A 23,310-nucleotide genomic window follows, 5' to 3' on the forward strand; every position below is an offset into this window, starting at 1 on the left:
ATTTCACTTCTGCTACCAATCGCTTATGCAAGTCGATAGCTGTTGGTAATTTCATGCCAGCATCCATTGCTTTTAGACAAATATCTAACCCCCAATTCCAGGCGTGACGAGAAACTCCAGCGTGTGAAGCCGCCAAAGTTCGTTGTTTGTTGTTTAGGTTTAGTCTTGTCTTAAAGCTTTTGAGCAATTTCTCTTAACTCCTCTACGACTTTTTTGTTTTTATGACTGCGACTGCCGTACAATCTGGCAGAGAATACAGTAATAATTTCTAGGACATCTTTAGCCAAATCTTCTTCATAACTTGCATCTTCTGTTCGATTAATTATCAATTTTTGTAATAGCTCCCTATAATTCTAGAACATCAGTCCAAAATACTTAAACCTACCTCGCGATAGGTGATCGCATTCCCTAGTTGGTTGTTAGATGCTTAAAGCTGCTAAAAATTTAAGTTATGCCACAATACTTCGGACAATTACCCGTAAATGAACAAGCTTGGTCATCTATTGGGGCGGTACAAACTGTTAAACGCGATGAACGTGGCGTTTTATGTGAGTGTGTTGGGGCAACTGTGGCGATCGCTATCCTAGCACCTAACCTTGTCCGAGTAAAAATGTCACCCATGGGTGACATTTTTCCCCGTCGTTCTTGGGCCATTACTAAGGACGATCCAAAATGGTTACAGGTAAAATTTGAAATCCGCGAAACACCAGAAAAAATCGAGATTGAAACCGACCAAATTCGAGTTTACATTCAACGTCAACCTTGTGCGATCGCTTGTTTTGATAAATATAACCGTCCCTTCGCCCATGATGCACAGTTAAATATGGGTTGGCGTATGGGTAGTGTTGCAGCTTGGAAAAAAATCGAACCTAACGAAAATTTTTATGGTTTTGGGGAACGCACAGGTTTACTCAATAAATTAAGTGAAATCAAAACTAATTGGACGGTTGATGCTTTAGATTACGGCGTTCTTACCGATGAAATGTATCAAGCAATTCCCTTTTTTATTGCTTTGCGCCCCGATGAACAGGAAACAGGATTTGCTTATGGGATTTTCTTTAACACTACTTATTGGAGTCAATTTAATATTGGTGCCGAACAACCGGGAATTTTGCAAATGGGAACTCACGCCCCAGAGTTAGATTATTACATTATTTATGGCCCGGAAATTCCCGAAATTCTTCGCACTTATACCGAACTAACTGGAAGAATGCCCATGCCGCCAAAGTGGTCTTTGGGATATCATCAATGTCGCTGGAGTTATGAGTCAGAAACCGTAGTTAGGGAGTTAGCAGAAGAATTTCGATCGCGCAAAATTCCCTGCGATGTTATCCATTTAGACATTGATTATATGCACGGTTATCGGGTGTTTACTTGGAGTCCCAAACGTTTCCCGGAACCAGAAAAATTAATTCAAGATTTAACAAATAATGGTTTTAAAACTGTCACAATTATCGATCCAGGAGTCAAGTACGAACCAGAAGCAGATTATCATGTTTTTGACCAAGGAATTGAACAAGATTGCTTTGTCAGAAAAGCTGATGGAAAATTGTTTCATGGTTATGTTTGGCCCGATAAAGCAGTATTTCCTGATTTCCTCAATCCTCATGTACAAAATTGGTGGGGAGACTTACAAAAATCTCTCACAGATATTGGAGTTGCGGGAATTTGGAATGATATGAATGAACCTGCTTTAGACGATCGACCTTTCGGAGATCCAGGTAATAAAATTTGGTTTCCTTTAGATGCCCCCCAAGGGCCAAAAGATGAACGCACAACCCACGCCGAAGCACATAATTTATATGGTTTATCGATGTCAAAAGCTTGTTTTCAAGGGTTGAAAAAACATCGGGAAAAACGTTCTTTTGTGTTGACGCGATCGGGTTTTGCAGGCATTCAAAAATGGTCATCAGTTTGGATGGGCGACAATCAATCTTTGTGGGAACATTTAGAAATGTCCCTGCCAATGCTGTGTAACATGGGATTATCAGGAGTTGCATTTGTTGGTTGTGATATTGGCGGTTTTGCTGGCAATGCCACAGCGGAAATGTTCGCCCGTTGGATGCAAGTAGGCATACTTTACCCATTAATGCGCGGACATTCGGCGTTAACTACAGCAAGACATGAACCTTGGGTTTTTGGGGAAAAAGTAGAAAAGATTTGTCGAGAATATATCGAGTTACGCTATCAGCTAATCCCTTACATTTACACACTTTTTTGGGAAGCAGCAACCACAGGCGCACCAATTTTAAGACCGCTAGTTTATCATTATCCAAATGACCAGAAAACTTATCATCTTTACGATCAAGTATTACTCGGTTCAAATATCTTAGCTGCACCAATTTATCGTCCGGGGGTGGAATGTCGGGCAGTGTATTTACCCGCAGGAATTTGGTATGATTGGTGGACGGGTGAAAAGTATGAAGGTGCAACCCATATTTTAGCAGATGCACCATTAGAAAAAATGCCGCTTTTCGTCCGTGCAGGTGCAATAATTCCCATGTCTCCTGTGATGCAATATGTGGGGGAAATACCCGTTGATCCTTTAACTTTGCGAATTTACCCAGGTGCAAGTGGCGAGTTAACTTTCTATGAAGACGACGGCGAAAGTTTCGATTACGAAAATGGCATTTATGCCACGACAAATTACAAAGTTTACCATCAAGAACAACAAATAATTGTAGAAATTGCCGCACGCCAAGGAGAATGGAAACCACCAAATCGAGAAGTAATTGTAGAGGTTGTTGGTATTGGCGAACAACGTTTTCAAGATGATGGAAATGCCAGAAAATTAACGTTCCAGTAGGAACACGGCATAATTAATTTTCATCTGTTTGTCCAAAATATCTATGATGCCGTGTCCCTACATAAACCTTTAATATATTGCCTCCATACCTCTGGCAAAATGTAACAATTTCCCTGTTGTTCTATCAAACAGCGCCGCCATAAAGATTGCACGACATTCACTAAATCTGACGGGGGAATTTTGGTATTTTCTATTAATTTTACCAATTTAATTCCGTCACCTTCTCTCGCCATCAAAGAAAGAACTTCTTTTTCCCAATCTGATAAGCGACTAATCGTTTGTTGTAAACTATCTTGCAAATCTTCCGGTAATAAAATAGTCTCATCTTGTAATATCTCAGTCACACCTTCTCCCAACTCTTGAAACAGATTCCCCACACTTTTTAACCAGAATGGGTTGCCTTGGTAGCGATGAATAATTGCTGAGTAATTCTCAATTTCTCCTAATCCGTAATGTCTGAGTAATTCCCGTGCAGGTTCAATATCTAAACCAGTAAGTTGTAAAGTACAAATAGCAGGATTTTGGTTTTTAACTTGAGTCACTTCTCTGGGTTGTTCCCAACCAATTAACAAAAAGCAACTTTGATGAGATAATGTTTCTATGTTCTTAAATAAACAGCGATATTCTTCATATCCTAGTTTATACTTTCCGGCTAATTCACCGCTACTGAAAAGGTTGTGAATGTCATCCAAAACTACTAAACAGCGATATTTTTGTAAATACTTAATTAACGGTAAAGCTTTTTGGTTAGTTTCAGGTGTATCTAGCTTTTCCGACTGCGAGAAAAACTGGATTAATTTATCTTGAAATTCAGCTAAAGTGGGAGAAGTTTCAAAATTGCACCAAATAACATAGTCAAATTCATCTTTTATTTGTTGTACGAGTTGCGCTGCTAATGTGGTTTTGCCGATACCGCTGATACCTGTTAATGCTATTAAGCGACAGCCTTGTTCTAAGATTAATGTTTTTAGGGTTTCTAGTTGGGGGGTGCGATCGTAAAAAGCACCTAACTCCGGCATTTCACTTAAATCTTGATGCGAGGTTTTAGTTGGTTTCGAGTTAGCTGTTTCCTCATTATCTGCCTGTGAGTTTGGTATATTTGGCGGGTGTTTACTTTCTCCAGAAATGTTGAAACTACCGATTTGATTGTGATGCTGTTCCAAATGTGAAACTATGGAGACTTGCAATCTCTCCATTGATGCTCGAATATTTGATTTCTTAACTTTTTCGCCCAACTCTTGTGAAAGTATTTGCCATAATTCCATTCCTACCTCTCTAACACGATCCTCGGAAAGTTTAACCTTTTGAGCAATTTCTTTGTATTCCTCATTTTCCCACGTCCCTCGCAGAATCGTTTTTTGCAAATCATTAAGATGCTTACCTGTTCTAGCAAATACGAGTTCGTCTGCAAGTTTTAGCATTTCCTCAAGGTTCATACAGTCGGGTAGATATGTGGGTTGGTGGTATTGTATCCAATGTTTCTCCACATTTCCCAATATTTCCCAATCTTTTCCAATTTTCGAGCAGATCATCAATTGGAAAAGTCCCGATAATTACCAGATTTTTAGCAAGCTGAAAAGGAAAAATTAATTGCTAGTCTGGATAAAACTCAAGTTTATTCCCTTGAGGACGTTTGTCCCAACTAAAATGCTGCGTTCAGAAATCATACAGCGGTTAGTACAAGCTTGGAGATCGGTAAAGCAGGAATTTCTTGAAGAATTAGAAAATATTCCACTGTCTTCAGAAATCAAAGAGCGGTTAATACAAGCTTGGAAATCAGGGAAACAGTCATTTATTGAAGATGTAGAAAGGATGAAAACCGAGATAGAGGAGATTATCAGAATGCCATTAGACACCAAAATTATGATGCTGGGAACTTCAGGAACAGGGAAAACCTGCTACATGATTGGAATGCAGGTTTATATGCAAACTGTTGGTACTGATTCCGGTTTTACAATCACTTCTGTGAAGCATAATCAAGCTAGGACAATCGAAGAACAGTGGATGAAAATGTGTGAGGGAGAAGGGTCAGAACGCTGGCCTGCTGGTACAGATGTGACAGTTGGCTACTCCTTCAACTTCAACTATGCTAACAAAACTTTTGCCAAGTTTAACTGGGTGGATTATCGTGGTGGCGCTCTGGATGATGATGAGGATAATGAGGAGCGCAAATCGCTTGTTGAAGAACTTTGTACTTCAGATTGTCTGTTCTTATGTCTTTCTGCTGAATATCTAGCCAAAGGGTTTACTCCAGGAGCCGCTTTAAAGGCAAGGGTTGGGGTAATGAATGCTTTAATGACAGAAGTTGCAGCGAAAAAAAATTCAACTCCTGAAAACCCTTTTCCAGTGGCAATTGTAGTAACAAAGGCTGACTTACTAGATAACTTTAATGGTTCTATTAAAGAAAATGCAGTTGAAGTCATCAAAAAATTCTTTAAAACACTATTTGTACCTGGTTCACCTTGGTTGACAGGTATTATTGGAGTATCTTTAGGGAAAGAACTTGCTGAGAAACCAGACTCAGGGGAAATCGATCCTATAGAGGTACACCTTCCTGTTACGTTTGGTGTGTTGTGCAAACTCATCAAACACGCAAATGGACTGGCAAAACCAAAAGGAAACTGGGGGTTTTTATCAAAAATAATAGACACTAACGTAGAGGAAACAGAGATTAAGAACCGAATTCAGCAACTCGATCTAGAGCTTGCTAGTGTACCAATATATGCTGGTAATCAGCGAATTACCAGCCTACTAAAATGGGCTAAACTATAAAATTTTTACATTTTCTTAAAAATGCTGGTGAGGCATCATAAAAAACTCTTCCTGTACATTTTACTTTGCGTTTCGTTTGTTAATTAACTTCATTGTAACACTATGTCTCTAAAGATAGGCTGGTCTGCTTTCATCTATACAAGAACTTACAAGTTTGATTACCGAATTATTGCGGTTCCTGATGACTTTACTGAGGAGAAAACAAAGTGGGTAATATCTCATATAAAAGAAGTTAAGACAGCGATCGCAGTGCAGTCTCTTAGCCCACCTGTAGAATTGCTACAGCGTGTATTTTTGAGCGATCACCAGCACTATGTTTTTGGGGTGTTATGTAATTTAAGAAAACTCCTAACTGAGAATGAAAGGAAAGATTTGGCAGAAAAGTATTTAAGTCAAGAAGCTGAGAAGGCGAAAGATTTAATGGACTATCAGACTGGGAATGCTCGCCTGATTGCATTTACATTCTTAGGATATGTCATTAAGAGAACCTCAGATATTTCAGAACTACCGCCAATCAGTTTTGACCTAGACATCTTCAAACCCCTCTGTCAGTATATTTATCCAAAATGGCTAGAAGAAAGTAAAAGCCCTCCAACACTTGTGTCATATACTGCTGAAGAATCGCTAGAATGGTTGCTCGATCCACATCCCAAAATTGACACCTTACCTATTTTGAATACAGACCCTAGAAAGCTTGCACTACAGCCGAATACAGAAGCATATATACAACAGTTGTGGACAGCGGCAGCTATCTGTAAAAAGCCTCAAAGTATTTGGATTGGTCAACTTCCTGGAAATCCTAAACCAGAATCAATTTTAATCAATTCAATTCCCGAAAAAAGTATCCTAGAAAGTAGGTTTTTCAACATTGCCCTACCTAATATTGATAGTTTGAAAATTTACTCTAAACAATCTGATGAACCACTGCAACCTCTTGAAGGCAGCAATCTTTTAGATTCTATCAGTTCTTTTTTGGCAGGGGAGATGGGGAAAATCCCTAATGTTTTTAGCCATAAGTCAGATGATTATGAAACAAAGCTACGGGCTTTGCAGGAAAATTTTGAAGAGTTTAAACGAAAACATGATAAGGAGATAGCTGAGTTGTATTCACTATACTCTGAACTTAAGGAACTGCAAAATAAGCGTGAAGAGTTATAATAGGGAGCTTATTGCGATTGCTCTTCATATATTACTTTAAAGCACAAAAACCCAACATCTCTTCTCACTCCAATCTTATCTATTTCTATCAGGGGAATGTTATGATTGGATAGATAGAGATCGCCTAAAATAAAAACAGCGATCGCACTCTCTTTTTTCAGATGAGCGATCGCCACCCAGTTTAGCCGTAAGATATCATAAAGCAAAGAAGTTCCTAGAAATCAGAGTAGCGATCGGGAAGCGCGAAACTATGCAAGTAATCCTTTTAAGCCGTGAAGAAGTGGCAAAACGTGCAAGACAACTGTACGAAAACAGCATCCGTCAACAAGTAGAAGTGGATGAAAACATAGGCAAGATGGCAATCATTGACATTGAATCAGGAGAATACGAAGTAGATGAAAATGGGCTAAAAGCAGCCCGCAAACTCGGCGAAAAACATCCAAATGCTCGTCTTTTCGGCATTCGCATTGGATACAACGTAGCTGTATCATTCGGTGGAGTTATGGAGCGCGTTTCCAAGTGATTTCAGGTATCGTGACTGATAGACACCCAACTGTAACTTTGACATTTCTCCTCTCTAACGGCTCAACTATACCAATTGAATTTGCGATCGATACAGGATTTACAGGACATCTTTGCTTGCCCCCAGAAGCAGTTTCATTATTGAGGTTTCCTTTCATCTACGATCTTCCGGCAAACTTAGCAGACAACAGTGAAGTTTTATTGCCAGTCCATGAAGCAGTTGTGATCTGGAATGGGGAAGAACGGGAAGTTAGTGTACTTGCAACAGGGCGAAGACCTTTACTGGGAACTGCCTTGCTAGAGGAACATGAACTTGTAGTACAGTTTACTGAAGGCGGTTTGGTGACAATTGACGAGTTGTAGTAGGCATTATATAGCTTACTTGAAAATGCGATCGCACTCTCTTTTTTCAGATGAGCGATCGCCTGAAATGAAAAAGCGATTGTACTTGATTTTTTCTCAGGTGCGATCGCTCTTTTTTTGTAATGCGATCCCAAGTTATAGTTTTTAACTACTCTTCTGTCAACAATTGTTCCAGCAAACTCGGTGCAACCCAAAAACCAACCTCTCGCAACTGTGCAAAACTTGTTTCTAAATCCAGTAATCCCGATCTAGCAGCGTCTTTCAAAATACCCAGAAGCCCAATAATTCTTAATCCACGTTCCATTGCAATTCGTCTTGCTGCTTTGTCGTCCAAAATCACCAAATCTGCTTTCAGTTGTTCTGCAAGTAAAATAGCCTCTCGTTCGCCCGGATCGAGTTTTTCCAGTTCAATAGTTGGAACAATTTCGCTCACTTGTATCTGAAGCCAATCGGGAGGGTTAGTAATCCAGTTTATTACTATAGGTGGCGATGATGATGCACTCAATTCATCAGCCACAGTTTGAGGAATGGTGACAAAGTTGTACAAAACTGGTAATATTTCAATCTGGTTTATTAGCAACAAATAACAAATTCCAGAAGTGTCAGAAACTACAATCATTCTCCTCTAAACTCCTGAAGAGTTTGAAGATCTTGTTCTAATTCTGCTTCGTCATAGTTCAGGTAAACACCCATTCGCTTCAAAAAGGCGTGAGTTTCAAGGCGAGATGATAAATTAAGTATTTGCCGCACTTCCGCAGTGTTGACTTTGCCACAGTTGTAAGCATCAGCAACAATTACTTCTAGGAGCCGACGGGAGAGACTACCCCAGTTTTGGTCTAGACGTTGAGCAATTTCATCAGGAATTTCAACCGTGATCTGCATTGACTATTGAGTTAATAGGTTTAATCCGATCTCTATGATAAGCGATCGCACTCTCTTTTTTCAGATTAGCGATCGCCTAAAATGAAAAAGCGATATGCCTAACGGCACGCTACGCGAACGCACTCTTATTTTTCTCTGGTGCGATCGCTTATTGATTTAGAGTAATTCTATATTCTCCTCATTGAGGAGAATATTACGTTCTTTGTTTAAAGGATGAACTCAATAAACTTCGTCATGGCTACCAATATCAATTAAAAGTATTTCTTCGATATCTGAATCTGAATATTTCTGGAAATTAAATACTATTCGACAGTCGTACTCTACAGTACAAGCCCATGCACCAGATAACTTACCTTTCAGTTTATGAGTCTTAAGTGACGGATCAAATGGATCGTTTACTAATAGTTCTAATCGCGCAGCTATTTTTTCCTCCATTTCAGGTTTTTGGCGAATTAACGATTTGAAAGCTCGTTTGAAAGAAGATGCTAAAACAAGAGTTCTCATCGTTTTAATTCCGCCATTATATCATTTACTGTGCCTCGGAATACTTGTCCATTCAAATACTCTTCTTGGGCACTAACAATATTGAGAGCGATCTCATCTCTCCGTTTTTCCTTTAATCTTTGCCCGATCAAATCGATGAGAATCTTCTGTTCTTCATCCGACATTTCTTCCACCAATTCCAGAACGGCATCAAAGTTATAGGCTTTCATTGTCAGACTCCAGAAACTCTGCATAATTATAGTTTACCTGAGAGCGAGCTAGTCACCAGTGTTTTAAGTACTAACAAAAAAGAGCGATATGCAAGAGAACACGCTACGCGATACGCAATCTTGGCACGCTACGCGATCGCACTCTCTTTTTTCCGATTAGCGATCGCCTAAAATGGAAAAGCGATCGAAAAGTTGGCAACGAACGATTCGGGAACAGCGCAAACGGATTTCACTATCAATAGATCCCCGACTTCGCAGAAGTTGTCGGGGATCTAAATTTCAGATTTTACATAATCAATAGCTATCGGTGTAATTTTTTTAGTAACTTCATCAATCACCAAATGGTCAAATTCAGTCCAGGTTCTTGGTTGTCCAAAAACAGCAGGTTGCAAAATTCCCCACAATAAATTATTGTGGCATAAATGAGCGTGAATTAAGGCGCGATGCCCAAAATTTTTCTGTTCAAAATCTTTGTTAAGTACTTCGGGGTTTGCTGTCTCGACATCTTCAACAAAAATCGATGGTTTATTATGCAATGCAGCCGCAAATAATGGGTCTTCATCTGGTAATGATTCAGGTTCTTTTTGCCAATCTGAGGTAGTAGCATCAGGATAATCAGAACTCCGTCGCCAACAGAAAGCGGTTTTACCAATTTGGGTGTGAGGATTTCGTAAATATAGGAAAACGCGATCGCACTTTAACACCTCACCCAACGCAGGTAACAAAGCCGAAAACACTGCATCTGGTTTGTTGTTTTTGCGGAAAATTTCCTCAATCACAGTAGGTAAATTTTGCTGCATAACTAAACGTTTACTCTTGTTGCATAAATGCTGTTAATAGTTCCTCTGGAATGGGTCGAGGTCGCATAGTTGCCGCATCCACCCATACCCATAAAGCTTCAGCTTTTACGACTAAATCTTCTTCCCCCAAAAGACGGATTTCATAATGCCTTTTGCTGCGAGTTCCCCGTATTTCTTTTACCCAAGTGGTAATTTCTAAAATATCGCCGGAAGCAGCAGGACGCAGATAATCAATTTCGACTCGCCGCATCACAAATACGCCGCCTAACTCTCGGTAACGGGCGACTGTAAAGCCTAAATGTTCGGAATGTTCGATCGCAGCTTGTTCCAAATAATGTTGATAAACCGCATTATTTACATGACCAAGGGCATCCATTTCATAATGTCTTACCCTCAGTTGCGTGGTGAATTTTTGCATAGTCATCGGTTTGGTACATAGATCCCCGACTTCTTCGAGAAGTCGGGGATCTCGCTTGAAATAAATTGAATTAATAGTTTTTTAAAGCTGTACTTAAATACTTTGGCTGATTGCCGCAGCATAAGCAAGCGTCCATAAGGGGAATTATCGGTTTGCCACAAAATGCACATTTCCCGGCTAAAAAGTTGTTAATTGCCACTTCGGACAAGTCGCCACAATTCAAACATCCCCAAAACTCATCTAGGCTTTTTACCGCAAAAGAGGTGCATTTGGGGCAAGTTTCTACTTTCCAAAATACTTTTTTCATAGTGAATCTAACTCTGCTCTCAGCAGCATATCACTATTTAATACATCTTCCCTAAGATAGATTTAGTTTTTTTAGCTAATTTTATATTACTTTGAGAAGAGATTTTATCTCCATCTCAAAGCAATATCAATAATTGAGAATTTACTGATGCAAAGACGCAGGAATTGCTGCTGTTTCTAACCAATCAAAGATTTTTTCTAATTGATTGAGACTGACTAACCCATACTGCCAAAGTATCATGGGTAAAGATGTGGTAGATTGTTCGGAGTGCCGCAGGGCTAGGGAAAGGGAGTTAGGGGGAATTTTTAACTCCTCTTGTAAAAAGTTAACTAGTTTTCTTAAACGAATCGCTTCCATTTTCTTTATTTAAGTATATTTTGCCGAATAGTATTTTTTGGTTAGTTATCAATTTAGGAAGCGATCGGGAAAAACTAGGGAAGGCTATTAGTTCTGAAAAAAAGGTTTTGTTCTAGCTAAAGATAACATAATTTTTCCTAAATTTTTCCGGATCGGTCAAAGTTGTTTGTGTAATTAGTCATTTATCCTGCTGGGGTTTTTCAGGTTTTTGCTTAATGGGAATTTCCACAGTAAAGTTTGTCCCTTCACCTGGTACAGAATGACAGCACAAACTGCCTAAATGTTTTTCTACAACTACTTGATAACTGATTGCTAATCCTAATCCTGTACCTTTGCCCACTGGTTTAGTAGTAAAGAAGGGATCGAAGATTCGCGCTTGAGTTTCTGGCGACATTCCGGGGCCATTATCTTTAAAAGTAATTGCGATTCGCCCAGAATCAACTAATTTTGTAGTGATTTCAATTTGACTAGGGTTAGCTTTAATGTCAGTTAGCGATCGCTTTTTGTCCCGTTCTTCTACAGCATCGATCGCATTAGTCAGCAAATTCATAAATACCTGATTTAATTGTCCTGCATAACATTCCACCAAAGGCAATTGTCCATAGTTTTTCACTACTAAAATTTCTGGATGTTCGGGTTTAGCTTTGAGACGATTTTGCAGCAATCTTAAAGTACTATCAATTCCGTCATGGATACAAACATTTTTGATCTGTGCTTCATCCATACGGGAGAAATTCCGCAGGGAAAGCACAATTTCTCTAATACGTTCCGCCCCTACTTTCATGGAATCGAGAATTTTTGGCACATCTTCCATCAAAAAGTCTAAATCAATTAATTCAATTTGAGATTGAATTTTTGCTGTGGGTTGCGGATATTCTGTTTGATATAATTCCACCAATTGCAGTAAATCAGCAATGTATTCTTGTGCTGGTTTAATGTTGCCATAAATAAAGCTAACCGGGTTATTAATTTCGTGTGCGACTCCGGCTACTAATTGTCCGAGAGAGGACATTTTTTCTGATTGAATTAACTGAGTTTGGGTGCGTTGCAAATCTTGTAATGCTTTTTCTAATTGTAATGCTCTTTCCGAGGCAATTTTGGCAGAGTTTTGGCTATTGTGGTAAAGTTCGGCTTGGGATATGGCGATCGCTAAATTATCAGCTATTCCCAAAATTAATTCTATCTCACTTTCTTTCCAATCTCTTTTTACTGTGTGATTAGAACAGCTTAATATCCCAAATTTACCCCCTTGAGTTTGAAAGGGAACTGTCAAAATAGATAGACAATTAAATGATTGCAAAACTTGCTTTAAACTGAGATCGCTAACAGCTTCAGCATCATCTACAATCATTATTTTTTGTTGCAAAGCTTTTTGAGAAAGTGGTTTAACTGCTGATTCAGGATAAATCCCAATAAAACTAGGTAAACTGGGATTTCTGGCTTCTTTAACTGTTTGCCAAACTGCTGTTTCAGTTTCTCCATTATCGTAATAATTGCTCAGAGTTCCCAAAAAACTTTCATCGTTTGATGCTAGATAATTCTCGGTTAAATACCAAGCAAATGTACAGGCATCTATTTCAAATAATTCCCGGATACTAGTCACTACTGTTTCTAAGATAGTATCTAAATCTAGAGAAGCCCGAATTTGTCCAGCAATTCTATTAAGAAGTTCTAGCCGATTTGCTGATTCTTCAATTGCTGATTCGGCTTGTTTGCGTTCAGTAATGTTTTGTACAATTAGCAATCCAGCAAAAATTTCTCCTAAAGAGTTTTTCACTGGTACTGCTTGTGTCAGGTAAACAGTATTGTAATAAGATATTTCATCTTTGAGCATTTCGCCTGCTAAAGCTGCTTGGTAAAATCTATCAAATAGTTGATATTCATTGGGAAGCCAGATATCATGAGGAAATTTACCTTCTAAATCAGCAGGGGAAAGTCCAACTTTTGTCAATTCGGAACCACCTGCGATTAAAAAGTGACGATCGCGATCGAACAAAAATACTGAACCATTAGGAATATGTTCTATTAAAGTGCGAGAAAGTTCTTCACTTTTCCGCAGTGCTATTTCCTGTCGGCAGCGTTCTTCTTCTATAAGTTTGCGTTCAGTAATATCGATCGCATAGCCAATCATTCCCACAACTTCTCCTTGTTCGTTGTTTTCCCAGGAAATGTTGAGGAAAAGATCAACTATTTCTCCTCCCTTACGACAAGCTTTAATCTCTCCCTCATAAACACCTTGCTGTTGTAAAGTGGGAATAATTGTTGTCGCGAAATATTCCTGTTCTTCGGGTCGATAAAGAAAAGTTATTGACTGACCTATTGCTTCAGTTGCACTGTAACCATAGAGACGTTCCGCAGCTTTATTCCACCGAGTAACTATACCTTTAAGATCGGTGGTAATTACCGAATCATATAATTGATCTAAAATTCTGGCTTGTTGTTTTAAAGCTGCTTCTTGAAGCTTTTGCGTAGTAATATCCTGAGTAAAACCAACTAAACCAATAATGTTTCCTTGGGAGTCTCGCCAAACATTTTTGCGTGATAAGAAAACGTGCTGATGATTTCCATAATTGACAGTTTCTTCGAGAATTTGTGGTTCTCCTGTATTCATGATCTGGCGATCGTTCTCTTGCAGTTGGCGAGCAAATTCTAAAGGAAATATCTCTGTGTCATCTTTGCCGATAAAATCGCTGACTGTTTTGCCAACATTGGCAACTCCCACAGAATTAATTAATACATATCGCCCTTGAATATCTTTAACAAAGAATGTTTCTGGGATTGATTCGATTACGGTATGCAGGAGATTAGTGCTATTTTCAATTGCTAAAGGATCTTCTTGAGAAATTCCCACTATTCCGACAATATTTCCTTGTTCGTCGTTCCAAGGTTTAATCGTAGTGAGATAACTTTTTTCCTTTCCATTTACCTGAAAAGTTTCTCGGATTATTTGCTGCTGATAATCGTTAATTGTTTGCTGCTCTTTATGCCTCAGTTTTGTGGCTACTTCAGCCGGAAATATTTGATAGCTATTTTTCCCGATAATTTCTTCTTTAGATTTTTGAAAAATTTGTACAGCAGCCGAATTAACTAATAAATAGCATCCCGAATTATCCTTAACCCAGATCGGAAAAGGCAGATCGTCAATAATTGTTTCCAAAAGTCCTTGAGTTTTCTTCAAAGTAGATACACTCTCTATTTCAAGGCTGTCGGTTTTGCTCTTAACCATTACTACTAACCTCTAGTAAGTAAATTTTATTCGTAGTAAATTTACTAAAAATATATTGAGCTATGTTAATTAAATCAGTACTGGCTAAGTAAAACATCCGCGATCGCACGGAAAACCCGTATACTTAATCTACGGGTTTACGCGATCGCGCAGCGAAAAAGCAGAAAAGCACCTTTGACTTTAATTGTTAAGATTACTGTTGGTTGTAGCTGATTAAAGGTTCTTGTGATAGTTTTTGCAAATTAACAGAATTCAATAGCTGTTCCCATTGGGTCTTGCGACATTATGGGGTAAAATGTAGTTATCACTACATTTTACCCGGAAAGAACGATGGACTTTCATCTAGATACCTTATTAAACTTACCGAACGTTACGGTTTTCACCGCTTATCAAAAAGAAGGATTCTTTATCCTAAAATTAGAGTTGTTAAACGAAGGAATTAACTGCCCATTCTGCGGACACTATACTGATAATCTGCATCAAAATCGTCCAAATTTAGTCCGAGATTTAGCCATTTGTGGTCAAGGAGTTTACTTAGAAGTCCCCCGCCGACAATTTCATTGTGTTCACTGTAAAAAAGCACCAACAGAACGGTTATCATTTAAAGAAATGGGACGAAATTACACGATTCGTTATGAAAATTATATTTATGAAAGAGTGAAAGAATTAACTATTGAACAAGTCAGCGAAAATGAACAATTAAGTCCTAACCAAGTGGAAAATATCTTTAAACGAATCGCTCGTCAAAAAAAAAGACTGGGGAACTCCGTCACGCTTAAGCCTCGATGAGTTTAGCCGAGAAAAGGGTAAAGGAAAATTTGTTACCGTAGTGAGTGATATTGATAAAAGTTCATTACTAGAAGTAATTGACTCCCATAAAAGTGAAGAGATCATCGAGGTATTAAAGCAGCAGCCACAAGCTATTCGGGAGAATGTCAAGGAAGTGAGCGTTGATATGTGGGGCGGATTCCCCAAAGTAATTAAAGAAGTTTTTCCCAATGCTCTGATTGTTATCGATCGATTTCATGTCATGAAACTAGTGAATAAAGCACTTAATAAGATTCGGTTAAATTTAGAATTAAAAGGCTTAAAAAATCGCTGTTTACTTTTGAAGAATGAAGCAGATTTAATTGAGTCCGAAAAACTTGAATTAGCTAGTCTACTCAAAGATTCAGCTTGCTTAGGAATGATTAAAATCTTGTGAGTACTGTCTCATACAAAACTTTACATAATCTTGATTAATCCCACAGCAAAACGGAAGGTAGCAGTTCTGGGTATGCTAACCGGAGTAATTCATAGCCAATTCCCGATGTTCCTTGAAAAAAGCTGGGGCTAAATACTGAATTGGGCAAATTGGGTAATTTATATCCGCCAGATTTTTCTGCCCAATTCACTGCCCAAGTAGTTCTTTGTGCGGCAATTTCTTTTAAATCGGGACGGGATAATTTTTCTGCGGCTACCTGCAACAGTTCGATGCGACCAAAGTTACCACAACAAACACAATCAACATCCTGCAAACTATATTTTTTAGTTGTTTGCAAAGCAATTTCTATATCTTGTTCTATTTGATTTGTCTGTAATACTGACAACCCACCCAACCTTGCTAATCCAATTCCAGTTGCGCCATGACACCAACTCACCATAAAACCGGGTTGACCATTTTGTTGAGTAAATGCGCGAAAATCAGGCCAATTGGCGGCTGTGGGAGAAAAGACGCTATGCTCATAAGTAATGGCATCAGTGGCTGCTGTTAAAAAGGCTTCGTTTTGTGTGACTGTATAAAGCCGTAATAGAGCATAAGCAATTCCGGCTGCGCCATGAGAAAAACCTGTGTAATGTTTCTGTCCTAAAATATTCCAAGCTTTGCCTGATTTGGGATTTTGAATTGGCAGATTTGGATAATAAAATTGTTTGACTGGTTCTGTTTGATGGGCGAGTAAATGTTGACCGCAATTAATAGCTGTCGCTAAAACATTTGGTTCTTTTGTTTGGGCGTATAATGCCAATAATCCTAAAATTGCTCCGGCTGCACCGCCAATAATGTCAAATTGTTTGTCAGTAGTAATGAGTTCGGGAGTAATTAATTTAGCAATATCTAAAGCGTTTTCTAAAAGTGTAGGTTCTTGGAGAAAGTGACTGGTTTTTACTAAGGCGTAGATCATCGAACCTAGTCCTGTACCTCCGCCAATTCCTAAGCGCACAAATCTGCGAGTAGATTCAAAATCAGCAGTTTGCATAAATTTGCAAATTGATTGAAAGGCAGCTAAACTTAGTTGATGAAATTGTTGTGTACCTCTGACATAATCTAAGGCTGATAAAAATAATGCAATGCCACCATTACCGTTGTAAAGGTCTTTTGGTAAAGGCATTAGTTGAAATATTTCGGCGTTAGGAATGTAGGCAAAACTAATCCATTTAACACTGCCATCTTTTCCCCAAATGGCTCGTTGTTCAATTTCTGTGGCAATGCGAGTTGCTTCTTGAATTAATTGCTTTTTACTTAAGGGTTGAAGTTGCGATAAATCTGTGGGAACTAGGGTGGATAAGTTGCTAATTATCGGGTTATTACTTAAATTATTTCGTACTACTCTGGCATAAAATGAGCCTTTAATTATTTCTGTTTGTTGGGCTAAGTTTGTTTCGTTTAAAGTTTGTAATTGGGAAATTACTTCCTGATAACTGGATTCTTTAAAGTATTGTTCAATGGGTTTATCTACACCAATTGTGAGGGCTTGACTGTCAGGATAAGCTGCGAAGTAGGGAATATCCATTTGCTCCATTGCTTTAAGTTCGGCATGAAATATTGACCAAGCATCTGGTTTTTGGTTAGCAACTAAAAAAGCACGAGCGAGGATGTCTAGTTCGATGCTGCGATCGATCCCATCACGCAGAAATTGTGGCGCAAAAGTTTTTTGTAAAATTGTCCAATAAATTCTGGTGGCGCGAAAGATAAACCGCACTCTCTGGTTTTTCATTAATAACAACGGTGTATTAGATGCCAACAAAATTTCGCGTTTTTCAATTAAAAAGCTATACATTTGCTCAAATCCAGTGATTATTTCTGATAAATAATCATTAGGAGAAAGGGGAAAATTATTTAAAATAGGTATATTTGGAGGAATAGAAAATTGCAAATCTTTCGTTTCCCCATGTTCTTCTGGTGGTGCGGTTATTTGAGCTTCAATACTACCTAATGCGCTGGTATCATAAGCCAAACGTTTGTTTTTTCCAAATTCCCAACGGGGTAATAAACCTGTGCGTAACACTGAGTCAGCAAAGTAACAATTTACACTTGTTTCAGCTTCAGTTTCTTCCTGCAATTGAGCTAAAGGATTGACTTCTTGGTGCATGATAGTTTCCATGTCAATTAACACCAAATGTTCTCCGTGAGCGATTAAATTCTCCCGGTGACAGTCAACTACTCGTAGTGCATAAAGCAGGCATAATAACATTCCAGAGCGTTGATAAAAGCGCTTGGCTGCGGCTTCATCTTCGCATGGTAAATGTTCTACATATTCTACCCAGCCATGAGTTTGGTAATCGCAGACTTTTAACACTTTAAAATGCCAACCAATCCCTTGTTGATTGCACCATTCTAAAAACTGGGTATAAGCTACTTCTGCTCCTAAACTTTTGGGTTTATAAACTAGTTTTAATCCATTTTCAAATGTGAGAGCAATTACAGTATCCCCTGAATTATGAGGAGCGGAAAGAGCAGGTTTGATTTTAATAACTTTCCCTAGTTTGCTCAAAGAACTTTTCTCTGGTTTAAATACTTGCTGGATTTCATTTAAGTTGGTTTGCAATCTTTGTAAAAATTTGGCTGTTGCTTCTACCCAGAAATCAATTGCTGTTGCTATTAAGCGACCTAGCACAGGATAATTCTGGAAAAAGCTTAGCATTCCATCTTGCAAAAGTTTGTGAACGAAAGCATCGTATTGCACTTTAATTTGGGCGCGATCGCCAGTAGATTGTCGTAACAAGTTCAGCAAATTTTGCCCTAAAGGACGAGAACGCGCCAATTCATATTCTAAAGTTTTTCCACTCAGATTTAATAGTTGATTTAGTAAATTACGTTCTAAAGTAAAATAAGCTGAATAAGAAAGTAATTCTAAAGGTAAAGATGTGGCTGAATTTAGAGAATTTAATAATTTCTGCCTCGCTACAGAAATCGCCGGAAGTAATACTTCTTTGAAGGGTAATTTGATTCCGGGATCTAGCGGTAGTTTATCGATTTGATTAGTTGCTGGATAATTATATTCGTCTTGATCAGCAAAATCATGGCGATCTTTTAATTCACTGGCGAAAATTTCTGCCCTTTTTTCTGGATCGTTAACGAATAACCAAGCAGCTTGTATAATTTCATTTAAAGTTTCTGCCCAAGTTGGTAAATCTTCAGGATCGACAACGGGAAGCGATCGCACAATTTGCTTTGCTTGCTCTAAATTCAAATCATCCCAAATTAACCGTTTGGCAAACTTTTCCCAGTTCCCTTGCGCCACCACTTGACACCAGCGATCGAGGCGCTGATCCTCTTGTGATTCCCCGGTATCTGTATTATTAACTGCAAACGACTCCATCCGTAGGCGCTCTGACAGAGAGCTAGCTTGGGCGACAATTTTTGCTAAGTCGGATTTTGTGATTTTCATAGTATTAGGGTTGTTGGTAATCGGTAGTTGGTAGTTGGTATAAATAAATTAGTTGATTACCGACTACCGAAACAGAGCCAAAAGGAGAAGCGCCAGCCTATCATAGTCTTTGCAGAAAATCTCGTCAGCTTTATTATTCCCAAATTAGCAATTTATCTTGCTTCGATAGTTAGCTAATTTCTCAAGTTTTGCAAAGTTGGTAGTCATATCGATTCCGTTTTTTCTCTTCGCCAAGTCTGAACAGATATTTTTATCATTTAAATTTGCGGAAGCTCATCCGCACTTGTTATATCATGTCCGGTCGATTACCCATAATGTAGAGACGTTATATATAACGTCTCTACAAATATATAACGTCTCTACAAATATATAACGTCTCTACAAGGTGTAGAAAAAAAGATATTATGACCGATCGACCAGACATGATATTAGTTAGTTGAATCAAGAAAAAAAGGAGAATTCATTAACTTAAAACTTTCTCCCTAACCTATAATCAACTTAGTAAACTAACTATTGCTTGAGTTAATTGCTCTATTTCCAAAGGTTTAGCAATATGTAATTGAAAACCGGAATTAATTGCCTGTTTTTGGTCGGCTTCACTAGCGTAAGCAGTTAAAGCAATGGCGGGAATTTTTTTAGTTGGATTTAGCGATCGCACCTGACGCATTAAACTGTAACCATCCATTTCTGGCATTCCAATATCACTAATTATTAAATCTGGAGTTAATTCCTCTAGCAAAGTTAATGCTTCTTTTGCTGAGGTTGCGGTGATGATTTTCGCGCCATATTCTTGCAATAGAAAAGCAATTAATTCTCGCGTGTCTGCTTCATCATCTACAATTAAGATTTGCTGATTTTGTAAGTTTAAATTATGATCCGATCGGCTATGGTTTTGGTTAATTGGTGTTTTAGCTGTCAAATAGGGTAATTGCACTGTAAAAGTTGCACCTAATCCTTCTCCGGGACTTTCTACTTTGATAGTACCACCGTGAAGTTCTACTATTTGCCGAGCGATCGCTAAACCTAAACCTAACCCCCCAAATTTGCGCGTGATCGAACTATCTGCTTGCCGGAAATACTCAAATACATAAGGTAAAAATTCAGGACTAATTCCTTTGCCTGTATCTTTCACCGTAATTTGAGCATAACTGCCAATTGATTCTAACTTGACATCAATTAATCCGCCAGTTGGGGTAAATTTTACGGCATTACTTAGTAAATTCCAGACTACCTGTTGCAGTCGGTTGGCATCACCCATCACATAGATAGCTGATTTTAAATTTGTGCGAATTTCTATCAATTTTGCTTCAGCGGCTAAACGTATTGTTTCCTTTGCCGCTTCCATAGTCATAGCTAAATCTACTGGATATACGTTCAGCGTTAATTTACCTTGTAAAATCCGCGAAATATCTAATAAATCTTCAATTAATTGGGTTTGTAACTTAGTATTGCGTTCAATTGTTGCCAGAGCCAAAGCAGTTTTTTGTTGGTCTAATTTTCCGGTTTGTAACAGTCTTGTCCAACCAAGAATCGGATTTAAAGGAGTTCGCAACTCATGAGAAAGAACGGCTAAAAATTCATCTTTCACACGGTTAGCTGCTTCGGCTTGTTCGCGGGCAAGTTTTTCCCTGGCTAATAGTTGTTCGCGTTCGGCTTCAATTTTTTTCCGATCGCTAATATCCAAAAATGCTCCTACCGCACCTCTAGGTTTACCTTGTTCATCCAACAACGGAGAAGCATAACCATATAAATTAAACAATACTCCGTCTGGGCGCAAAATCTCAACTTCCACTCCTTGCAAATTAACATTATGAATACCTGCATAACGTAAAGGTGTTTCTTCTGGAGTGAGTTCTTTGCCATTACTAAAAATTTTGTACTTCGGCACAGAATTACCTGCTGGTGGTGTAGAGGAAGCATTACCATTAACAGCAGTTCCGAGAATTTTAGCAAAGGCAGGGTTAGCACGTATCTGTTTAAATTCGGGATCGTCGCTAATTAAAATGCCGATCGGAATTACATCAAACAAAGTTTGCAATTCGTTAATTCGGTTTTGTAAATTGCGGTTTAACTTAGCAATTTCGGCTTCAGCTTGTTTGCGATCGCTAATGTTGCGAAAATATAGGGAAAGTCCGGCATCTGAGGGATAAGCACGCACCGAAAACCAAGCATTAAAAGGTGGGTAATAATCTTCTATTTCTAACGGTACTCCTTGGGCAACTGCTTGAAGATACAAACGACCAAAACTACTTTCTGCTAGTTCCGGGAACTCCGACCAAAGATTTTTTCCAAGCAACTCTTGGGGAGATTTTCCTAAAGTATGACTACCTTCATGGTTAACATAAGTGAAACGCCATTGGCGATCGAAAGCTACAAAACCATCAGTAATACTTTCCAAAACCTTACTAATGTTTTCTTTAGCAGTTTCCGCTTCCACCCTAGCGGCTTTTTCTCGTAACAATAATTCTTCTCTTTCCGCTTCTACTTGTTTACGGGAAGTGATATCTTGTACCACTCCCAACATTCCCAAAACTTGCCCGCAAGCATTGTATTGTGCCCTTCCCTTGACAGCAACCCAACGTTGTTCCCCATCAGAATGAATTACTCGATATTCAATATCATAATCACTGTTTTCTCTAATAGCTTGTTCTACTGCTAATTGTGCGCGATCGCCATCTTCTGGATGCAATAAATTTCGCATCTTTGTCCAACTCATGTAAGTTCCCGATGGAATGCCAAACATTTGGGCTGCCCGGGGGGAAAATGTCACCATATCTGTTATTGCATCCCAACTCCAGTCGCCCATTTTGGCAGCTGATAACGCTAGACTTAAGCGTTGAGCACTTGTGCGTAGTTCTTTTTCCACTCGTTTGCGATCGGTAATATCCATATTTACACCAATCAAACGATAGGGTTTTCCTGAAGAGTCGTTGAATACTTGCGCTTTACCTACTACCCAACGCACACTCCCATCAGGAAGTAAAATCCGAAACTCTGTATCAAAGTCAATTCCTTCAGCTACGGTACGTTGGGCAGCTGCGTCTGCATGAGCGCGATCGTCTGGATGTACCCGTTTTAACCAATGTTCATAACTACCTTCAAAACTGCCAGGAGCCAAATGAAATAAGGCTTCCATTTCTTCGGACCAAGTTAATTTTCCCGTTTCAAAGTGCCATTCACAAGTACCAATTTTTCCTACTTGATTTGCTAATACTAAACGTTCCTCACTAGCGCGGAGTTTTTCTGCCGCTTGTTTGCGCTTAGTAATATCACGACAAATCGCTTGAATTGTCGGTAAACCATTAAGAGTAAATAAGGTAGCACTAACTTCTACAGGAATTAATTCACCTGTTTTGGTACGATGAATAGATTCTAAGACAAAATGTTTGAGTGTTTGCAGTTTTTCAATCAGAAATTGCGGAGTCAGATTTGTGAAACAAACAATATCGGTAACAGACATAGTTAATAGTTCTTCTCTGCTGTAACCTAAGCGCTTACAAGCTTGCTCATTAACTTCAATTAACTTTCCTGGCTGATAATCGAGTGTAATATGATACACCAAAACCCAATCTTCCATGCCATTGAACAAAGTAGTAAAGCGTTGCTCTCTTTTCTGTAATTCCGCTTCTACTTGTTTGCGATCGGTAATATCGACAGAAATCCCGATTAAGCGTTCTGGTTCTCCCGCTGCATCCAAATATACAGTTCCTTGACTATCGAGCCAGCGCACTTGTCCCGATGGACTAATTACTCGATATTGTTGATGATAAGCAGTTTCACGGGCTAAAGCCCGTTCGTAAGCTTGGATTAAGTTTTGCCGATCGTCTGGATGCACAAGGGCAAAAAACTCTTCCACTGTACCTGTTTGAATGCCCCAGACTTTGGTCGCATTCTCACAACATACCACTTGATTTGTCTTTAAGTTCGTGTCCCAGACAATCATTTTGGCAGAGTTGAGGGCTAACTGTAAACGTTCTTCAGTTTGGCGAAGATTATCTTCAACTTGCTCTAATTGTTTTAAGCGATCGCTCTTGTCCTTAATTTCCGCCAATTCTTGTTGCAGAGCTTTCTTTTCTTTCTGGCATTCTCTTTCCAACTCTTCTAATTGTTGAACTCGCTGTTCTAGTGCAGCAATTCGATCGAGAAGGGTTTTATTCAACATTTCTTCTTGTTCCATTTTTTCAACCCAGATGGCAATTGCTTGACTAAATCAGCAGATTCAACCATTTTAATTTTCGATCAAACTGCAAAACTCCTGCTCTGCCTTTTGGCAGAATTTCCCAAGGGTTACTTCTACTTTATGTCTCCCGGTAGTTTTCTTATTAAGTACGAAGCTC

The 23,310-nt window shown here is 38.8% G+C and carries 19 protein-coding genes and 2 pseudogenes; 6 read left to right on the forward strand and 15 right to left on the reverse strand.

Annotated elements, in window-relative coordinates; translation table 11 throughout:
* Both ACE1CC_RS18280 and ACE1CC_RS18285 read right to left on the reverse strand, forming a co-directional pair.
* A partial coding sequence (locus tag ACE1CC_RS18280; RefSeq protein WP_413271863.1) for a helix-turn-helix domain-containing protein occupies positions 1-187 on the reverse strand: 187 nt, incomplete at its 3' end.
* Positions 171-338: pseudogene (locus tag ACE1CC_RS18285) on the reverse strand (IS607 family transposase); the annotation flags it as partial. The pseudogene ACE1CC_RS18285 and the gene ACE1CC_RS18280, both read right to left, overlap by 17 nt.
* A gap of 113 nt (positions 339-451) precedes the next feature.
* Between ACE1CC_RS18285 and ACE1CC_RS18290 the strand changes: the two are divergent.
* Positions 452-2,806, forward strand: coding sequence for a glycoside hydrolase family 31 protein (locus ACE1CC_RS18290; protein ID WP_413271864.1), 2,355 nt, complete (start codon positions 452-454; stop codon positions 2,804-2,806).
* Between the two features lie 41 nt (positions 2,807-2,847).
* Here the strand turns inward: ACE1CC_RS18290 and ACE1CC_RS18295 are convergent, their stop codons facing one another.
* Entirely contained in the window at positions 2,848-4,227 is a 1,380-nt protein-coding gene (locus tag ACE1CC_RS18295; RefSeq protein ID WP_413271865.1) for an NB-ARC domain-containing protein, read from the reverse strand.
* A gap of 226 nt (positions 4,228-4,453) precedes the next feature.
* Between ACE1CC_RS18295 and ACE1CC_RS18300 the strand changes: the two genes are divergently transcribed.
* Positions 4,454-5,578, forward strand: a complete 1,125-nt coding sequence (locus ACE1CC_RS18300) for a hypothetical protein (RefSeq protein ID WP_413271866.1) — start codon at positions 4,454-4,456, stop codon at positions 5,576-5,578.
* A gap of 294 nt (positions 5,579-5,872) precedes the next feature.
* Positions 5,873-6,736: a hypothetical protein gene (locus tag ACE1CC_RS18305; RefSeq protein ID WP_413271867.1), complete on the forward strand. Its 864-nt coding sequence runs from the start codon at positions 5,873-5,875 to the stop codon at positions 6,734-6,736.
* An 8-nt stretch (positions 6,737-6,744) separates the two neighbouring features.
* Here the strand turns inward: ACE1CC_RS18305 and ACE1CC_RS18310 are convergent, their stop codons facing one another.
* Positions 6,745-6,942 carry a hypothetical protein gene (locus tag ACE1CC_RS18310; protein ID WP_413271868.1) on the reverse strand — a complete coding sequence of 66 codons (198 nt, stop codon included), beginning with the start codon at positions 6,940-6,942 and terminating at the stop codon, positions 6,745-6,747.
* Between the two features lie 44 nt (positions 6,943-6,986).
* On the opposite strand from ACE1CC_RS18310, the gene ACE1CC_RS18315 reads away from it, so the two are divergent.
* Both ACE1CC_RS18315 and ACE1CC_RS18320 read left to right on the forward strand, forming a co-directional pair.
* Positions 6,987-7,259 (forward strand): hypothetical protein, encoded by a 273-nt coding sequence (locus tag ACE1CC_RS18315; protein ID WP_413271869.1) that lies wholly within the window; start codon positions 6,987-6,989, stop codon positions 7,257-7,259.
* Entirely contained in the window at positions 7,256-7,621 is a 366-nt protein-coding gene (locus ACE1CC_RS18320; RefSeq protein ID WP_459563875.1) for a clan AA aspartic protease, read from the forward strand. The genes ACE1CC_RS18315 and ACE1CC_RS18320 overlap by 4 nt, the downstream gene beginning before the upstream one ends.
* A 148-nt stretch (positions 7,622-7,769) precedes the next feature.
* On the opposite strand, the gene ACE1CC_RS18325 is transcribed toward ACE1CC_RS18320, so the two are convergent.
* From ACE1CC_RS18325 to ACE1CC_RS18365, 9 genes are all read right to left on the reverse strand, one after another.
* Positions 7,770-8,240 carry a DUF3368 domain-containing protein gene (locus ACE1CC_RS18325; protein ID WP_413271871.1) on the reverse strand — a complete coding sequence of 157 codons (471 nt, stop codon included), beginning with the start codon at positions 8,238-8,240 and terminating at the stop codon, positions 7,770-7,772.
* Positions 8,237-8,503, reverse strand: a complete 267-nt coding sequence (locus ACE1CC_RS18330; RefSeq protein ID WP_413271872.1) for a UPF0175 family protein — start codon at positions 8,501-8,503, stop codon at positions 8,237-8,239. Before ACE1CC_RS18330 ends, ACE1CC_RS18325 begins: the two co-directional genes overlap by 4 nt.
* Before the next feature lie 219 nt (positions 8,504-8,722).
* On the reverse strand, positions 8,723-9,007 hold the full coding sequence (locus tag ACE1CC_RS18335) for a type II toxin-antitoxin system RelE/ParE family toxin (protein WP_413271873.1): 285 nt from the start codon (positions 9,005-9,007) through the stop codon (positions 8,723-8,725).
* Positions 9,004-9,216 (reverse strand): hypothetical protein, encoded by a 213-nt coding sequence (locus ACE1CC_RS18340; protein ID WP_413271874.1) that lies wholly within the window; start codon positions 9,214-9,216, stop codon positions 9,004-9,006. The genes ACE1CC_RS18335 and ACE1CC_RS18340 overlap by 4 nt, the downstream gene beginning before the upstream one ends.
* Positions 9,217-9,488: 272 nt before the next feature.
* On the reverse strand, positions 9,489-10,016 hold the full coding sequence (locus tag ACE1CC_RS18345) for a GAF domain-containing protein (RefSeq protein WP_413271875.1): 528 nt from the start codon (positions 10,014-10,016) through the stop codon (positions 9,489-9,491).
* A 10-nt stretch (positions 10,017-10,026) separates the two neighbouring features.
* A complete protein-coding gene (locus tag ACE1CC_RS18350; RefSeq protein ID WP_459563876.1) occupies positions 10,027-10,434 on the reverse strand; it encodes an acyl-CoA thioesterase in 408 nt (135 codons plus the stop codon).
* Between the two features lie 70 nt (positions 10,435-10,504).
* A complete protein-coding gene (locus tag ACE1CC_RS18355; protein ID WP_413271877.1) occupies positions 10,505-10,741 on the reverse strand; it encodes a hypothetical protein in 237 nt (78 codons plus the stop codon).
* A 141-nt stretch (positions 10,742-10,882) separates the two neighbouring features.
* Entirely contained in the window at positions 10,883-11,098 is a 216-nt protein-coding gene (locus ACE1CC_RS18360; RefSeq protein WP_413271878.1) for a DUF2949 domain-containing protein, read from the reverse strand.
* A 178-nt stretch (positions 11,099-11,276) separates the two neighbouring features.
* Positions 11,277-14,324: a PAS domain-containing protein gene (locus tag ACE1CC_RS18365; RefSeq protein ID WP_413271879.1), complete on the reverse strand. Its 3,048-nt coding sequence runs from the start codon at positions 14,322-14,324 to the stop codon at positions 11,277-11,279.
* A gap of 330 nt (positions 14,325-14,654) precedes the next feature.
* Here ACE1CC_RS18365 and ACE1CC_RS36865 point away from each other — a divergent pair.
* Positions 14,655-15,513 (forward strand): annotated as a pseudogene (locus ACE1CC_RS36865) (ISL3 family transposase); the annotation flags it as partial.
* A 49-nt stretch (positions 15,514-15,562) separates the two neighbouring features.
* Here ACE1CC_RS36865 and ACE1CC_RS18380 read toward each other — a convergent pair.
* Both ACE1CC_RS18380 and ACE1CC_RS18385 read right to left on the reverse strand, forming a co-directional pair.
* Positions 15,563-18,973: a type 2 lanthipeptide synthetase LanM family protein gene (locus ACE1CC_RS18380; protein ID WP_413271882.1), complete on the reverse strand. Its 3,411-nt coding sequence runs from the start codon at positions 18,971-18,973 to the stop codon at positions 15,563-15,565.
* 493 nt (positions 18,974-19,466) lie between these two features.
* On the reverse strand, positions 19,467-23,150 hold the full coding sequence (locus tag ACE1CC_RS18385; protein WP_413271883.1) for a PAS domain-containing protein: 3,684 nt from the start codon (positions 23,148-23,150) through the stop codon (positions 19,467-19,469).
* Between the last annotated feature and the right edge of the window lie 160 nt (positions 23,151-23,310).

This window comes from Floridaenema aerugineum BLCC-F46 (genome assembly GCF_041929345.1).
In the GTDB taxonomy this organism is placed as follows: Bacteria; Cyanobacteriota; Cyanobacteriia; order Cyanobacteriales; family Aerosakkonemataceae; genus Floridanema; species Floridanema aerugineum.

Excerpts from the sequence above, each read along its gene's own strand:
- ACE1CC_RS18380 (WP_413271882.1), bottom strand. The coding sequence starts at position 18,973 with ATGAAAATCACAAAATCCGACTTAGCAAAAATTGTCGCCCAAGCTAGC.
- ACE1CC_RS18300 (WP_413271866.1), top strand. The coding sequence starts at position 4,454 with ATGCTGCGTTCAGAAATCATACAGCGGTTAGTACAAGCTTGGAGATCG.
- ACE1CC_RS18340 (WP_413271874.1), bottom strand. The coding sequence starts at position 9,216 with ATGAAAGCCTATAACTTTGATGCCGTTCTGGAATTGGTGGAAGAAATG.
- ACE1CC_RS18325 (WP_413271871.1), bottom strand. The coding sequence starts at position 8,240 with ATGATTGTAGTTTCTGACACTTCTGGAATTTGTTATTTGTTGCTAATA.
- ACE1CC_RS18350 (WP_459563876.1), bottom strand. The coding sequence starts at position 10,434 with ATGCAAAAATTCACCACGCAACTGAGGGTAAGACATTATGAAATGGAT.
- ACE1CC_RS18355 (WP_413271877.1), bottom strand. The coding sequence starts at position 10,741 with ATGAAAAAAGTATTTTGGAAAGTAGAAACTTGCCCCAAATGCACCTCT.
- ACE1CC_RS18295 (WP_413271865.1), bottom strand. The coding sequence starts at position 4,227 with ATGCTAAAACTTGCAGACGAACTCGTATTTGCTAGAACAGGTAAGCAT.
- ACE1CC_RS18345 (WP_413271875.1), bottom strand. The coding sequence starts at position 10,016 with ATGCAGCAAAATTTACCTACTGTGATTGAGGAAATTTTCCGCAAAAAC.
- ACE1CC_RS18360 (WP_413271878.1), bottom strand. The coding sequence starts at position 11,098 with ATGGAAGCGATTCGTTTAAGAAAACTAGTTAACTTTTTACAAGAGGAG.
- ACE1CC_RS18385 (WP_413271883.1), bottom strand. The coding sequence starts at position 23,150 with ATGGAACAAGAAGAAATGTTGAATAAAACCCTTCTCGATCGAATTGCT.
- ACE1CC_RS18330 (WP_413271872.1), bottom strand. The coding sequence starts at position 8,503 with ATGCAGATCACGGTTGAAATTCCTGATGAAATTGCTCAACGTCTAGAC.
- ACE1CC_RS18335 (WP_413271873.1), bottom strand. The coding sequence starts at position 9,007 with ATGAGAACTCTTGTTTTAGCATCTTCTTTCAAACGAGCTTTCAAATCG.
- ACE1CC_RS18315 (WP_413271869.1), top strand. The coding sequence starts at position 6,987 with ATGCAAGTAATCCTTTTAAGCCGTGAAGAAGTGGCAAAACGTGCAAGA.
- ACE1CC_RS18290 (WP_413271864.1), top strand. The coding sequence starts at position 452 with ATGCCACAATACTTCGGACAATTACCCGTAAATGAACAAGCTTGGTCA.
- ACE1CC_RS18365 (WP_413271879.1), bottom strand. The coding sequence starts at position 14,324 with ATGGTTAAGAGCAAAACCGACAGCCTTGAAATAGAGAGTGTATCTACT.